The organism is Thiocystis minor, assembly GCF_016653465.1.
In the GTDB taxonomy this organism is placed as follows: domain Bacteria; phylum Pseudomonadota; class Gammaproteobacteria; order Chromatiales; family Chromatiaceae; genus Chromatium; species Chromatium minus.
Genome location: NZ_NHSQ01000074.1, coordinates 18,519 through 33,891 on the forward strand (window position 1 = coordinate 18,519; position 15,373 = coordinate 33,891).

Here is a 15,373-nt window from a genome sequence, read left to right on the forward strand (position 1 = left end):
CGGACACGACCGACCGATCCTCCAGCACGCCGACGTTCCGTGATGGAGTTTCCTCAACGAGATCAATCCGACATGCGAACCCTCAGCCTGCGCCTGAAACTGTTGCTGGCCACCGGGATCATCCTGGTATTCACGGCAGGCACGATCATCGCGGTGGCCACCCTGATCTTCCGCGACTCGATCCAGACCGCCACCGATTCCATGACCGCCAACCTCTCGCGACAGGCCGCGGAGATCATGGGCGAGACGGCACTAGGCACCAGTCAGGAAATCCGCCGGCTGCTGGCCGTCACCATCGCGAGCGCCTCGGTCCTGCAGCAGCAGATCACCAGGTCGGCGGTCGCCGCGAGCAGCGATGCACCGCCCTATGAGCGGGAACAGCTTAAACGGCTGGTCCTTAATACCCTACAGAGCAATCCCTTCGTCAGTGCCGCCTACGCGCAATTCGAGCCGAATGGCTATGACGGCCGGGACAGCGAATACGCCGGAAATCTGTCCCACAGTTCGAAGACTGGCACGATCGAGGTCTATTTCGTGCGCGAAGGCGAAAAGCTGATCTTTCAGGAGACGGAGGATCCGAGCGAAAAATATATCGAAACGCTCAACGAATATGGTCAGCGCGAGGCCGAATGGTATCTCTGTCCGAAGGAGCGTCAGCAGACCTGCATCGTGAATCCTTATCTCTACGAGATCAGCAAGGGTCACGAAGAACTGATGACGAGCATCACCCTGCCGCTTATCGTCGAGCAGCGATTCATCGGCGTGGTCGGTATGGACATCAACCTTTCGGCCCTCCAGGCCGCCGCCGAGGCGATTGCCAAACGGCTGTTTCACGACAAGGGCGATCTGACGTTGGTCAGTCAGGGGGGGCTGATTGCCGCCTCCTCGCGCTTCCCCGATCAGTTAGGCAAGCGGCTGCGGGATGTTGACCCGGAGCTGGCGGCGGCCATCGCGGTGCCCGGCGATAGCAAGAGCGGCGAACTCTGGCTCCACAACCTGCCGATCGAGATTGCGAACGCGACCTGGACCCTCTCGATCGCGGTTCCGCAAGCGGAGATTCTCGCCGACGCCAACGCCCTGGAGCGCGAACTGCGGACCGATGCCCGTACGGCGACCCTCAAGCTGACGGCAGGCGCCCTCGTCATGACCGTGCTTGGACTCCTGGTCATGGTGATTCTGATGCGGACCATCACGCGCCCGCTGGGGCAGCTTGCCCACGGCATGCGGGCGCTGGCCTCGTCGGAAGGCGATCTGACCGCGAAGGTCATGGTGCATCATCACGTCGAATTGATCGATCTCAGTAAGAGCATCAATCGCTTCGTCGACAAGCTGCGCCAGATGATCCTGGTCATGAAGGAGCAAAGTCGGACCCTGTCCGGGCATTCCGCCGATTTAGGCGACTATGCCTGTCAGGTCGGACAGGCCACGGCGACCCAGAATACGCAGATCGACAGCGTCGCGACCGCCATGACCCAGATGTCGAGCACCGCCAGCGAAGTGGCGAATCTCGCCAACCAAACCGCCGAGGCCTCGCGCGAGGCCGCCGAGCACATCGACCAGACTCAGCAGGCGCTCAACGGCACCAGGGACAAAGTCGGGCTGCTTTCGAACTCGGTCGACGAGGCGTCCAGCCAGATGCGTCAGGTCGCCGAGCGCAGCCGGTCGATCGACGGGATTTTGGAGACGATCCGCGAAATCGCCGGGCGCACCAATCTGCTGGCGCTCAACGCGGCGATCGAGGCCGCGCGGGCGGGCGAACAGGGGCGGGGCTTCGCCGTGGTCGCCGAGGAAGTCCGTCATCTGGCCACGCGCACCCAGGAATCGACCAAGGATGTGGACGAACTGATCAAGGGGCTTCAGGGCGACGTGAAACAGGCGGAGCAACTGCTCGACAGCAGCCGCGGCGAGATGGAACAGACCCTGACCTTCACGCATCGCAGCGCGGAACTCCTTGATCGCGCCGTCCTGGATGTCAAGCGGATCGACAGCCATGCTTTACAGGTGGCCACCGCCGCCGAGGAGCAGAGTCAGGTCAGCGAGCATATCAACCGCAGCATCACCGCCATCGGCGATGCCGCTCGGGATCTGGCGCATTTGGCGCAGGTTTCCGAGACGGCGGCCCAGGCGACCCATGGCGCCATCCAGACACTCGACGATCAGCTCAATCTGCTTAAGGCATGAATGAATGGAGACCAAAACCGTCTTTGTATTCGCCGTTATGGGATTGACGAACGCGGCCCATGCGGACTGGTCCGCGACCTTCACCGGCGCGAGCGATTATCTTTTCAATGGCGTGACGCAAACCGATCATCAGCCGGCGGCGCAGGCCAGTCTGGACTGGTCCGGAGCCGGCGGGATCTACGCCGGCGCCTGGGCCTCGAATGTCGATTTCGGCGATGACACGACTGCTGAAGTGGATGGCTACCTCGGGTATAGCGTCGAATATCGCCCCGGTTATTCGATCGATGCCGGGGTTCTTTTTTGACGGTCAACCGTCGAACCCTGACGCGGACTCCTCGAACGGCGAACCGATCAGAGAGCCGCGTGCTTCGCATCCAGTCGTTTCTGCTGTTCTCGCTTCTGCTTGCCGTGTCCGCGGCGGGAGCGGCTCACGCCAAATCCGCCGCGACGCTCTCGCTGACGGAGGCCGAGCGCGCCTTTCTCCAGGCCCATCCGGTGGTGCGTGTCAGCAATGAACTCGACTGGCCGCCCTACGATTTTTTCGAGCACGGGATGCCGCAAGGCTATTCGGTCGATCTCATGAACTTGCTGGCGGCGCGGATCGGTGTCACCTTCGAGTTCGTGCAGGGCGCGACCTGGGACGAACTGGTCGATCGATTGTGCGCCCGCGAAATCGATCTGCTGCAACCCGCCGACAAGCCCCCGAAGGTATTGGATTGCGCGAGTTTCTCGCCGCCGATCATCCAGGGCGCCAACCAGTTTTTGACCCGCCGGGATCATCCGGCGATCCATTCCATTGTCGATCTGTTCGGTTCCATGGCGGCCCTGCCTAAGGGCTGGGAGCAGACCGAATTGTTGAAACAACGCTTCGGCGACAAAATCAGCATCATCGAAACGGCCAACATCGGCGATGCCATCGCGGCCGTAAGCCACGGGCAGGCCGACTTTACCACCGACTTTTCCAACGTTCTGAACTACCACATTGCCCGCTCGGGCTATGTCAACCTGACAGTTCAGGGGGTATGGAGTCTGAAAGACCAGGGCACGGATTCCATTGCGCTCCATATCGCGACCCGCAAGGACTGGCCGACGTTTCAGGCGATCATCGACAAGGCGCTGGCGTCGCTGACACCGGACGAAATCCGGAGCTTGCAGGACAAGTGGTTCGGCGAGTCAGGCAACCAGGCGGCTCGCCTCGCCCTTTCCCCCGAGCAGCGCGACTATCTCCGTCGCAAGGGACCGCTCAGAATGTGCGTCGATCCCGCCTGGATGCCTGTGGAACGCATCACCGAGGATGGCATCCACGAAGGCATCATCGCCGATGTGTTCGCCCGTCTCGCCGAGATGCTTGAAACGAACATCGTGCTGACGCCAACCGCGAACTGGGAGGAATCCCTCGCCTCTGCCAAGGAGCGGCGCTGCGATCTCTTGTCCGGGGCGATCTCGACGCCCTCGCGTCAAACCTTCCTGGACTTTACGACGCCCTATCTCTCGTTCCGCTCCGTGATCGCGACTCAGACCCATCAGGTGTTCATCAACGATTTCGAGTCCGTGCTGGACGAGACCTTCGGCATCGTCCGGGGCTATGCCCTGATCGACGCCTTACGGGCGCGCTATCCCGGCATTCGTCTGCGGGAAGTCGCCAATACCGAGGACGGATTCAGGCAGGTTCAGGAAGGCGGAGTGTTCGGGTTTATCGACGCGCTGCCGACCATTGCCTATCGCATCCAGACTCAGGCGCTCTTCGACATGAAAATCGCCGGGCAACTGGAGGACAGTCAGACTCTCTCCTGGAATCTGTCCATCGCCACCCGCGGCGACGAGCCGTTGCTACGGGAGATTTTTCAGGCCGCCATCGATGCCTTCCCTCAAGCGCAGCGTCAGGACATCGTCAATCGCTGGCTCTCGACCCACTACGAGAAGGTGTTCGATTATGTCCTGATGTGGAAAATCGTCGGCGGGGTTGTCGCCATTGCCGGCACGATGTTGTGGGCGGTGCTGGCCTGGAACCGGCGGCTGGCGAAGCTCAATCGGGAACTCGGGCAGGCGCGTGCGCACATTGCGACACAGAATTACGGATTGGAGCGGCGCGTGACCGAACGCACGCGGGATCTGCGCGAGACCCTGGCACAACTGGAGCGGGCGCAGACCGACCTGGTACAGTCGGAGAAGCTGGCGGCGCTGGGCGATCTGGTCGCCGGCATTGCTCACGAATTGAATACGCCGATCGGCAACGCCGTCATGCTGGCCAGCACCCTGGCCGACCAGGAGTCCAACTTTAGGGAGCGGATGGCGGCAGGGTTAAGCCGTTCCGCCCTGCAACGCTTTATCGATGCCGTGCGCGACAACAGCGACCTGCTCCAGCGCAGTCTGGGGCGTGCGGCCGAACTGATCGGCAGTTTCAAGCAACTCGCCGTCGACCAGGCGAGTTATCAGCGACGTGCATTCGCCCTGGATGAGGTGGTTCGGGAGATCGCCCTGACCCTCCAGCCGCGCCTGCGGCAGTCGCCCGCGACCCTGGACGTGAGTGTCGCGCCAGACCTGCGGCTGGACAGTTTCCCCGGGCCGCTCGGCCAGGTTCTGATGAATTTGATCCAGAACGCGCTGGTGCATGCCTTCGACGGGCGTTCGGCGGGCCGCATTCGCATCGAAAGTCGTCCCGCCGCTCCCGGTCATGTCGGCATCCGGGTCAGCGACGACGGTTGCGGGATCGACCCGGCCAATTTGGGCCGGATTTTCGACCCCTTTTTCACCACCCGGCTGGGTCAGGGCGGCAGCGGACTGGGGCTGCATATCGTCTACAACCTGGTGACGGGGCTGCTCGGCGGCATGATCGCGGTCCACAGCGTTCCCGGCCAGGGCACCGCGTTCGACATCGAATTGCCCTTGATTGCGCCCCTCGCCATGGCGGGGGCTGCCAACGCGAACGGAGCGGGACGCGAACCCCGCCGCGCGACCGGGCCTGCCTCTCACGATCAGTCGCATGAGATAACCGCATGAGCGATGCTCCTTCATTGGATGACGACGACGTCGTCCAGTTTATCGATGACCCTTCGGACCAGGCACCTGCCGCATCCGTCGAGCCCTGGCGCATCCTGATCGTCGACGATGAGGCCGATGTCCATGAGGCGACCCGGCTGACCTTGCGCGACCTGACGATCGAGGGCCGTCCGCTCGCCTTTCTCCATGCCTATTCCGCGCGGGAGGCTTACGCCATCCTCGCGCGCGACCAGACGCTGGCGGTCGTTCTGCTGGACGTCGTCATGGAGTCTGACGACGCCGGGCTGCAACTCGTCCGGCGGATTCGCGACGAACTCGACAACCCGTCCGTCCGCATTATTCTGCGCACGGGCCAACCCGGCTATGCGCCGGAGATCGAAACCATTCGTGCCTATGACATCAACGATTATCGAAGCAAATCCGACCTGACGCGGGTCCGCCTCTTTACCAGCCTCACCGTGGCGATCCGCTCCTACTGGCAGATCCGCCAGATCGAGATGAGCCGGCGCGGTCTGGAACTCATCGTCGCGGCCAGCACCGGCCTGAACCGGCTGCGCGCCCTGCAACAGTTTGCCGAAGGGGTGGTCACCCAGGTCTGCGCCCTGCTCAATATCGCCCCGGAAGGTCTGATCTGCGCCTCGTCCTCCGGCTCGTTCACCGATGAGTCATCGCTCGTCATCGCCGCCGCCGGGCGGTATCGGGAGACGATTCATCGTCCCCTGCCGGAATTGCCCGAAGCGCCGGTCCGCGACGCCCTGCAGCGGTGTCTGGTGGAACGGCGGCATCTCTTCACGCACGGTATCTGTCTGTATTTCAATGTCAGCGAGACCCGGGGCATGGCGGCCTATCTCGATATCGCGCGCGAACCCTGCCCGATGGATCGCCATCTGCTGGAGGTATTCTGCGCCAACGTCTCGGTCGGCTTCGAGAACGTCCTGTTGCACGGCCAGCTTTACGATCTCGCCTATCACGATCAATTGGTGCGTCTGCCCAACCGCAACCGGTTCATTCAACTCATCGAGGAAAAGTGCACCGATCCGGACATGACGCTGGCGCTGCTGGATCTCGACGACTTCGCCGAGATCGCCCTCGCGCTCGACCATCGCTTTGGCGATCTGGTGCTCCAGGCGGTAGCCGTCAGGCTGGGGCAAACCTTTGGGCCGCAGGTCATTCTGGCCCGGGTCGCCGGCGATGCCTTTGGTCTGCTCGGACCGCGGGACGCGCTCAATCCGGACCGTCTTCAGCAGGTGTTTGCCGACCCCCTGACGGTGCACGGCGAAACCATCCGCCTCTCGGCCACCAGCAGCCTGATCCGATTGAACGGAAACCCGGCGCGGGGCGGGGAACTGCTCAAGGACGCCAGCATCGCGCTCAAGCAGGGCAAGCGGTTCGGTCGCGGCAAGGCGAGCTATTTTTCGGACGCCCTCGGCCATGCGGCGCGCGAGCGCATGCGGATGCTGAGCGACCTGCGAACCGCCTTCTCCGCCGAGCGGCTCTCGCTCCTTTTCCAGCCCCAAATCGACCTGGCCAGCGGCAGAACGGTCGGCGCCGAAGCGCTGCTGCGCTGGCAAACCGACGCGGGACAGTGGATTCCCCCGGACCAATTCATCCCGCTCGCCGAACAGTCGGGCCTGATCGTGCCGATTGGCGAATGGGTGCTCCGAACCGCCTGTCAGCGGCTCCACCGTCTGACCGAGCTGGGACACGCCGGGTTTCGGATGGCGATCAATGTCTCGCACGCGCAGTTTCGCGAACCGGGCTTTGTCCCCATGCTGGAGCGCGTGCTCGCCGACTGCCAGGTCGCCGCCGCGCAGGTCGAGCTGGAATTGACCGAGTCGATTGCCATGGAGCACATCGACGCCATCACCGCCAAACTGGCCGAGATCCGGCGACTGGGCGTCGCGATCGCCATCGACGATTTTGGCACCGGTTATTCTTCCTTGAGCGTGCTCAGGCAACTCGACGTCGACCGTCTGAAAATCGACCGCTCCTTTGTGCACGAACTGGACCCATCGCATCCCGAGAGCGGCATCGCGCAACTCATCGTCGCCCTGGGGCATCAGTGCAACCTCATCATGATCGCCGAAGGGGTGGAAACCGAAGCGCAGCGCCGTTGCCTGCTGGCGATGGGCTGCCAGGAGGCCCAGGGGTATTTGTTCGCCCGGCCAATGCCGATCGGGCAACTGGAAGACTGGATGGCGGAGGGCAGCGCCACGAGCCGGTCGACGACATGAGGCAGGGCCAGGGGCTCTGACTGTCGCCTCACGGAATCGGACTGCATGCTCAATCCGGCTTGACCGCGGTGAGCAGGGTCACCGGCATGGCCGGGCGCCAGCCGTCGAAGCGGCCGAGCGGCGAGGCGTGGGCGATGGCGATGCGGGTCAAGTCGCCGCCGATGCGCGCGCGCAGACCGACGAGAAACGCCTCGCTTTGTACCGTGACCGCGTTGGCGACGAGGCGTCCGCCCGGCTTGAGTGCCTGCCAGCAGCGGTCGGCGACGCCGTCGACGGTGAGTCCGCCGCCGATGAAGACGGCATCCGGCGACGCCAGCCCTTCCAGCGCTTCGGGTGCGCGTCCGGCGACCAGATCAAGCTCGGGGACGCCCAGGCGGGCGCGATTCCGCTCGATGAGCGCGCGTCGGGAGGCGTCCGATTCGATGGCGATGGCGCGGCAGCCGCGCTCGGCGCGCATCCATTCGATGCCGATGGAGCCGCAGCCCGCGCCCACGTCCCACAGCCGTTCTCCGGGCAGCGGCGCCAGCCGGGCCAGGGTCGCCGCTCTGATGTCCCGCTTGGTGAGCTGGCCGTCGTGCGCGTAGGCGTCGTCCGGCAGCCCGCAGCGGCGCGACCAAGGCAGGGCGTCCGGGCCGGCGCGACACGCGACCGCGATCAGATTCAGCGTTGCGCCGGGCGGGTGCGTCCAATCCACCGCCAGCCCGTCCAACCGTCGCTCCGCCGGTCCGCCGAGCCGCTCGAAGACGCTGAGCCGGCTGTCGCCGAATCCGCGCGCATCGAGCAGGGCGGCGAGCTGGGCGGGCGTGTGGGCGTCGGCGGAGAGAACCAGAAGACGTGCCCCGTCTGTCAGGTACAGATTGACGCGTTCCAGCGGTCGACCGTGGGCCGGGACGATCCGCGTTTCCTGCACGGGCCAGCCCATCCGCGCGGCCGCCAGCGAGACCGACGCAGGGGCGGGCAGGATGCGCATTTCGTCGGGAGCGATACGCTCCGCGAGGCTGCCGCCGATGCCGTAGAACATGGGATCGCCGCTCGCCAGGACGCAGACCGGGCTGCCGCGCAGGGCGAGCAATTGATCGTAGGCCGCGCCGAAGGGGCTCGGCCAAGGCTGGCGCCGCTGTCCGGCACGCTCAGGAACCAGGGCGAGATGGCGCTCGCCGCCAAAGAGGACGGTGGCCTCGGCGACGGCGCGGCGTGCCTCCTCGCCCAGGCCGGGAAGACCGTCCTCCCCGATCCCGACGATGGTGAGCCAGGCGGTCATCGCGAACGATCCTGCCGGTGGGCGCGGCGCCCGGTCGGCGGAATCCGAGCGAGCATGGAGCGGAAATGGGAAGGAGGCTGCATAAAAATCACCACCGTGGATGGGTAGAGTGACCGCGGCACGACGTTGAAGACTGGGCACGAAAGCCCGTCGGTCACGAAACCCATCGAACCGCTGAACTGGAAGGTAGACTTGAACGCTCCCGGTATCCCTGGAGCCTTTATACATGGTGCAAACCCGCTGCCTCGGCGCGTGAGACCGATGGGTTTCGCGGTGCTCTACCCATCCTACGCTGGCTTGTATCGGCGTCGCTCGCAAGCGGGCTCCTACGTCAAATTGAGAATTGTTGCAAGTAGATGCCAGATTGAAATGGAATTATACTGACCGGCTTATTAAAGCATATCCCTCCCGATCCTCATTCCTCCGGCCAGGACTCCGCCTCGGACAGCCCCGCTGACCCGAACGATTCCACGTTGCCGCGCGACAGAGACTTGCCATGATCGATTACAACCGCGATGCGCACGGCATCTATCGTCAATCCTTCGCCATCATCCGCGCCGAGGCGCGGCTGGAGCGCATCCCGGACGATCTCGAAGCGCTGGCGGTTCGGGTGATCCATGCCTGCGGAATGCCCGAGGTGATCGAGGATCTGGCGTTCTCCCCCGGCGCGGGCGCGGCTGGGCGGGCGGCGCTGGAGGCGGGGGCGCCGATCCTCTGTGACAGTCGCATGGTGGCCGAGGGGATCACCCGCGCCCGTCTCCCCGCCGATAATCCAGTGATCTGCACCCTCCAGGATCCGAGCGTCCCCGCGCTGGCGAGCGAACTCGGCAACACGCGCTCCGCGGCGGCCCTGGAACTGTGGCGCCCGCATCTTGCGGGCGCCGTCGCGGTGCTCGGCAATGCCCCCACGGCCCTGTTCCGCCTGCTGGAGATGCTCGACGCGGGCGCGCCCCTGCCAGCCCTGATCCTCGGCTTTCCGGTCGGCTTCGTCGGCGCGGCCGAATCCAAGGAGGCGCTCGCCGCCGACAGCCGGGGCGTCCCCTTCGTGACCCTGCGCGGGCGACGCGGCGGGAGCGCCATGGCCGCCGCCGCCGTCAACGCGCTTGGGCGGGGTCACTCCTGAGCGGCATGAACGAAGGACGACTCTTTGGCCTGGGCGTCGGTCCGGGCGATCCGGAACTCATCACCCTCAAGGCGCTGCGCTATCTGCGCGCGGCGCCGGTGGTCGCCTACTATGTCGGCAAGGACAAGCGCGGCAACGCCCTGACCAGCGCCCGGCCGCATTTGCGCCCGGACCAGATCCTGCTGCCGCTCGTCTATCCGGTCACGGGCAAAAAGCCCGCGCCGCCCTACGATTACGAGGGCGCGATGCGCGCCTTCTACGACGAGGCCGCCGAGCAGGTCGCGTCCCATCTGAAGGCTGGACGCGACGTGGCCGCGCTCTGTGAGGGCGATCCCTTCTTCTACGGCTCCTTCATGTATCTGCACGACCGTCTGGCGGAGCGCTTCGCGACCGAGGTGGTGCCGGGCGTCTGCTCGGTGGTCGCCAGCGCCTCGGTGTTGCGCACGCCGCTGGTCTATCGCGACCAGCGTCTCCAGGTGCTCTCCGGGACACTGCCCGAGGAACGGCTGACCGAGCTGCTGTCCGGGGTCGAGGCCGCGGCCATCATGAAGCTGGGCAGCAATTTCGAGAAGGTTCGGCGGGTCATCGTCAAGCTCGGGCTGCAGGCGCGGGCGCGCTACGTCGAGCGCGCGACCATGGACGGCGAGCGCATCCGCCCGCTGGCCGAAATCGCGCCCGAGAGCGTGCCCTATTTCTCGATGATCCTCATCCCCGGCGAACGGTGGCGGGGCTGATGGCGGTGCAACCCTTTCAGTCCGCGCGACTGCTCGCGGAGGCGTCCGGGCGGGCAGTGGCCGAGCGTCTCCAGTCGCGCGTCCAGGGCCTGACGCTGAACGCGAGCGATCCGGACGAGACCGCGGACGGACTCGCGCGGCGGCTGCATGACACCTGCCGGGAGCGGCAGCCCTGTGTCTTCGTCGGCTCGCTGGAATGGCTCGTCCTTGCTCTCGCCCCGGCGCTGGTCGGGATGGACCGCGACCAGCTCGCGCCGGTCGTCGCGGTCACGCCCGACGGCGCGGCGGCAATCCCCCTGCTTGGGCTTGGCCGGGGCGCCGAGGCGCTGGCGCGGTCCGTCGCGGACGCGCTGGGCGTGCTCCCGGTCGGACTGGCAACCGAGGGGCTGGGCACAGCCGTTCCGGCGCCCCGGTCGGGTCGGCTGGCGGTGATCGGGATGGGTCCGGGCGCGGCCGATCTGATGGCGCCCGCCGTCCGGGAGGAACTGGATCGCGCCCAGGACATCGTGGGCTATACCACCTATGTCCGGATGGCCGGCCCCTTCCGACCCGACCAGCGTCTCCTCGATTCGGACAACCGCCGCGAGATGGATCGCGCCCGGCTCGCCTTCGAGCTGGCCGCGCAGGGGCGGCATGTCGTGGTCGTCTCCTCCGGCGATCCGGGCGTCTTCGCGATGGCCGCCGCCGTGGTGGAGGCGCTCGACCAATCCGACGACCCGGCCTGGCGGGAGGTCGATCTGGCGATCCTGCCCGGCATCTCGGCCGCCCAGGCCGTCGCCGCCAGGGCCGGCGCGCCGCTCGGCCACGACTTCTGCATGCTGTCGCTTTCCGACAATCTCAAACCCTGGTCCCAGATCGAGCGCAGGCTGGAACACGCCGCGCTCGCCGATCTCGTCATCGCACTCTACAACCCCAGTTCCAAGGCGCGACCCTGGCAGTTGACGCAGGCGCTCGATCTTCTACGGCGTCACCGCGCCCCCTCAACGCCGGTCGTGCTCGGCCGTGATGTCGGGCGTCCGGACGAGTGCGTTACCGTGACCACGCTGGGCGAGGTCCAGCCCGATCAGGTGGACATGCGCACCCTCGTGATCCTGGGCTCGTCGCAGACCCGCCAGTTCCCGCGCCGCGATGGCGGTGCCTGGGTCTATACGCCGCGCTGGTATCCGACCCCGTAGGAGCCCGCTTGCGGGCGATTGGCGGGCGGGTTCGGTCGCTGAATGTTGCTGTTTAAAGCGCCTGCCGACAACAGTCGTCCAGAAATTGCCGCATCTGCTCCATGAGCGACGCATGGATACCCCGCAAAGTCTCTAATCCTGCCGCTTTCTCGATCCGATCACCTTGTGCATGATGTTTGAGTAGCTCCTGGGCCGAGTCATGCAACTGCCGATGAATCTCCGCAATGGACTGAAAGCCTGGTCGTGAGCCATAACTTTCCGTGCCCTTGAGCGCGATCCATTGGCCTAAATGACAAGCGTGAAAATCTAACCGCGACCTGCTCAACCCCTCCGCCCGAAGGTGCTCTTCGAGCGCGCGCATCCAGGCACGGTGCTCGACAATGGCGAACAACAGAGGAAGCTCCTCGCGGCGCAGCGGCGGCTGACGAGTCCAGAGTCGATCCGGCCGCCAGTCACGCACCCACTGCGGTATCGACTCGCCCGACATGGGTCTGGCGATGACATACCCCTGAGCCAGTTCGCAGCCGAGTTGCAGCAGGATCTCGCCTTGCTCCAGACTCTCCACCCCTTCGGCGAGCGCCTGGTGGTGAAAGGCGGCGGCCAGGCCCAGGACACTCTCGACGATCGCCAGATCTTCCGGATCGTCGAGCATGTCGCGCACGAAACTTTGGTCGATCTTGAGCAGACTGACCGCCAGGCGTTTCAGATAGGTCAGCGAGGAATAACCGGTGCCAAAATCGTCCAGGGCACAGAGCACGCCGATCTCCCGGCAGGCATCGATCACGGTCGAGACACGGGTCAGATCTTCCTGCGCACTCGTCTCCAGCACTTCCAGCTCAAGGTCGTTCGGGACGATGTCCGGATGGGCGAGCAGGAGGGCTCGCAGACACGCGACAAAGTTTGTCTGCCGCAACTGGCGGGCGCCGATATTGACACTGACGGGGAGATTCAGACCGCCCGCGCGCCAGTCGTCCATTTGGGTTAACGCCGTCTCGATGACCCATTCGCCGAGATCGATCGCCAGCGGGTGATCTTCGATCACCGGCAAAAACAGCGCCGGGGCCAACAGGCCACGTTCCGGATGTTGCCAACGGACCAGTGCCTCCACACCGATGACCGCGCCAGTCCGCATGTTGACTTTCGGCTGATAATGCAGGATGAATTCGCTGACCGTCAGGGCGCGACGGATTTGCTCCAGGTTGGCGTGATGACCACGGATACTCTGGTCCTGCTCGGCGTCAAAGAAGCAATAGCGATTTTTGCCGGACAGCTTGGCCTGATACATGGCCAGGTCGGCCTGGCGCAGCAGTTGATCCGCGTCGACCTCCTCGGACTGCGGATAGAAGGTGACGCCGATGCTGGCCGAGACCTGTAGGGTAAGACCGTCCACATGCACGGGCTGGGCCGTGGCAATGAGCAAGCGTTTGAGCATCGGCACGCTGCCCGTCTCATCTCCCAGATCGACCAGCACGGCGACGAATTCGTCGCCACCAAGACGGGCCAGGGTGTCGCCCTCGCGCAGACTCTGCTTCATGCGCCCCGCCACGATCATCAGCAATTGATCGCCAGCTTCGTGCCCGTGGCTGTCGTTGATGGCCTTGAAACCGTCCAGATCGAGATAGGCCACCGCCAGGCGTTGCGCGCGCCGCTTGGTCTGCGTCATGGCCTGAAGCAGACGGTAGGAGAGCAGCACGCGGTTGGGCAGCGAGGTCAGCGCATCGTAATGGGCAATATGTTCGAGCTGGCGTTGATGCTCCTTGAGCGCGGTAATGTCGGAAAACAGGGCGACATAGTGCTGGGGGCTGCCCTGCGTATCGCGCACGGCGCTGATGGTTTGCATCTCGGCGTACACTTCGCCGTTCTTGCGACGATTCCAGATTTCGCCGCTCCAGTGGCCAACCTCGATCAGGGTGCGCCACATCGACTCGTAGAACTCGCGCCCCTGTTGTCCCGAGGTGAGCAGGCGCGGATTGCGCCCCAGCACCTCTTCGCGGGCGTAACTGGTGATGCGGGTAAAGGCATCATTGACATCGATGATCGTGCCTTCGGCGGTGGTGATCATGATGCCTTCGCTGGCGTGGGTGAACACGCTGGCGGCCAATCGCAGGCGGGATTCAGCCTGTTTGCGATCGGTGATATCGACGTTAAAGCCTTGAAAGTGCCTAAATTCTCCGTTGCGGTCAAAAATCGGGACCGCATGGCACCAAAAATCGCGGTACTCCCCCCCGGTGTTGCGGAGCCGAAAGTAGTTGTCGTGTGTGGCCTTGGCTGCGTAGGCGGCTTGCCAGACAGCGCCCGCGCTGGCCTGGTCGTCAGGATGGACGAATGGCGCCCACGTCTCTAACGTCAGTTCTTGATCCGTTCTGATGCCGGTGAAATCGTAGTAAGCCTTGTTGAGGTAACTGTACCGGGTGCCATCAAATGCCCAAATGTGAATACTGGCGTTGTCGAGCACATCGGCAAGCGCCTGACGGCTTTCTTCCAACGACTGCTCGCGACGCTGGAGCTTTTCGGCCAGATTTCGGGCGATGCGGATGTTGGCGCGCGTGTTGACGAGCGACAGCATCAGGCCAAACAGCAGGCCGCTGAGGACCAGTCCGCCGCTCAGGGTGGCCCAGGCCCAGGCATCGCGAATCCCGGATGTTTGCGAGGTTTGATCAAAGACCAGCAGCCAGCGATGGCCGTTGAAATCGAGATGCCGTACCTGCTGGCGCCGCGCGGGAGAGGCGTGCGCCTGCCCCAATCCCCGGCTGTCGAACAGCAGCGTCTCGGGGGTCGCCAGGGCACCGTCGTGGATGCGCAGATTGATCGACTGGCCTTCGTGATGCGTCCAATCGCCCAAAACCCCGATCATGAGATCGTTCATCCGGTAGGGGCTGTACGACCAGCCAAAGATGGCCGCCCGTCGCTGCTCGACGTTTTCCAGGGGCCAGCCGTTGCGATAGACGGGGACATACATGAGGGTTCCCGCCTGCACCTCGGCGCCATTCTCCTGCACCAGCACGACCTTGCCGGACAAGGCCGCCTGGCCGGTATCGCGCGCCTGTTCCAGGGCGGCCCGGCGCACCGGCTCGGATAACATATCGTAGCCGAAGGCGCGCAGATTGCGGTCGCGAAACGGCTCCAGATAAATGATGGCGGTGTAGCTGGCGCGTTCGCCCGGCGGGTGAACGCGATAGTCGGGAAAGCCTTCCGCGCGGATGCGGGCGACATGGCTGGCGAGCTGATCCGGCGCGATCACTTGCGCAAACCCGATTCCCTGCACACCGGGCAGGCTGTCCTGCGCCCGCAGGGTTTCGACATAGAGCCGCCACTCTTGACGGTCGACCATCCCCGACGCCGCGAACAGTGCCGCGCCGCCGCGCAGAATCAGCGCATAGGCGCCCAGACGCTCACGGATCTTCAGGGTCACCTGGTCGCAGTCGAAGGCGAACTGACGGACGGCGTCCGCCTCGATCCCCTGCTTGACTTGAACGCTGACAAAGAGCGTCGCCAAGAGCCCGCAAACGAGCGCCACCCAGGCGAACCAAGATTCTTTAGACGTTCTCTGCATTAGCGGTCCGCTTGCTGTTCTTCAGGGTGATTTCCGTGCTTCACTGCTCAAGTTTCGAGACCGGGGGCCTCCTCGTTGTCGTTGTCGTTGTCGTTGTCGTGATCGTGGTCTC

Annotated in this window: 9 protein-coding genes; 7 read left to right on the top strand and 2 right to left on the bottom strand. The window is 64.6% G+C overall.

Annotated elements, in window-relative coordinates; translation table 11 throughout:
• Positions 1-72 precede the first annotated feature (72 nt).
• From CCR95_RS09795 to CCR95_RS09810, 4 genes are read left to right on the top strand one after another with little or no spacing between them, the layout of a single operon-like run.
• Positions 73-2,181, top strand: coding sequence for a methyl-accepting chemotaxis protein (locus CCR95_RS09795; RefSeq protein WP_201093928.1), 2,109 nt, complete (start codon positions 73-75; stop codon positions 2,179-2,181).
• A 4-nt stretch (positions 2,182-2,185) separates the two neighbouring features.
• Positions 2,186-2,485 carry a TorF family putative porin gene (locus tag CCR95_RS09800; protein ID WP_242523160.1) on the top strand — a complete coding sequence of 100 codons (300 nt, stop codon included), beginning with the start codon at positions 2,186-2,188 and terminating at the stop codon, positions 2,483-2,485.
• A gap of 59 nt (positions 2,486-2,544) precedes the next feature.
• Complete coding sequence (locus tag CCR95_RS09805) at positions 2,545-5,181, top strand: transporter substrate-binding domain-containing protein (protein ID WP_201093929.1); 2,637 nt, start codon at positions 2,545-2,547, stop codon at positions 5,179-5,181.
• Positions 5,178-7,415: a GGDEF/EAL domain-containing response regulator gene (locus tag CCR95_RS09810; protein WP_201093930.1), complete on the top strand. Its 2,238-nt coding sequence runs from the start codon at positions 5,178-5,180 to the stop codon at positions 7,413-7,415. The genes CCR95_RS09805 and CCR95_RS09810 overlap by 4 nt, the downstream gene beginning before the upstream one ends.
• 49 nt (positions 7,416-7,464) lie before the next feature.
• Here CCR95_RS09810 and cbiE read toward each other — a convergent pair whose 3' ends face one another.
• On the bottom strand, positions 7,465-8,676 hold the full coding sequence (gene cbiE, locus CCR95_RS09815) for a precorrin-6y C5,15-methyltransferase (decarboxylating) subunit CbiE (RefSeq protein ID WP_201093931.1): 1,212 nt from the start codon (positions 8,674-8,676) through the stop codon (positions 7,465-7,467).
• A gap of 496 nt (positions 8,677-9,172) precedes the next feature.
• On the opposite strand from cbiE, the gene CCR95_RS09820 reads away from it, so the two are divergent.
• Genes CCR95_RS09820 through cobJ form a run of 3 tightly spaced genes read left to right on the top strand, consistent with a single transcriptional unit; the run spans position 9,173 to position 11,708 of the window.
• Entirely contained in the window at positions 9,173-9,799 is a 627-nt protein-coding gene (locus tag CCR95_RS09820; RefSeq protein WP_201093933.1) for a precorrin-8X methylmutase, read from the top strand.
• A gap of 5 nt (positions 9,800-9,804) precedes the next feature.
• Positions 9,805-10,533: a precorrin-2 C(20)-methyltransferase gene (locus CCR95_RS09825; protein WP_201093935.1), complete on the top strand. Its 729-nt coding sequence runs from the start codon at positions 9,805-9,807 to the stop codon at positions 10,531-10,533.
• Positions 10,533-11,708, top strand: coding sequence for a precorrin-3B C(17)-methyltransferase (gene cobJ, locus CCR95_RS09830; RefSeq protein WP_201093936.1), 1,176 nt, complete (start codon positions 10,533-10,535; stop codon positions 11,706-11,708). The genes CCR95_RS09825 and cobJ overlap by 1 nt, the downstream gene beginning before the upstream one ends.
• A 52-nt stretch (positions 11,709-11,760) precedes the next feature.
• Here the strand turns inward: cobJ and CCR95_RS09835 are convergent, their stop codons facing one another.
• Complete coding sequence (locus tag CCR95_RS09835) at positions 11,761-15,261, bottom strand: CHASE domain-containing protein (RefSeq protein WP_201093937.1); 3,501 nt, start codon at positions 15,259-15,261, stop codon at positions 11,761-11,763.
• Positions 15,262-15,373 lie beyond the last annotated feature (112 nt).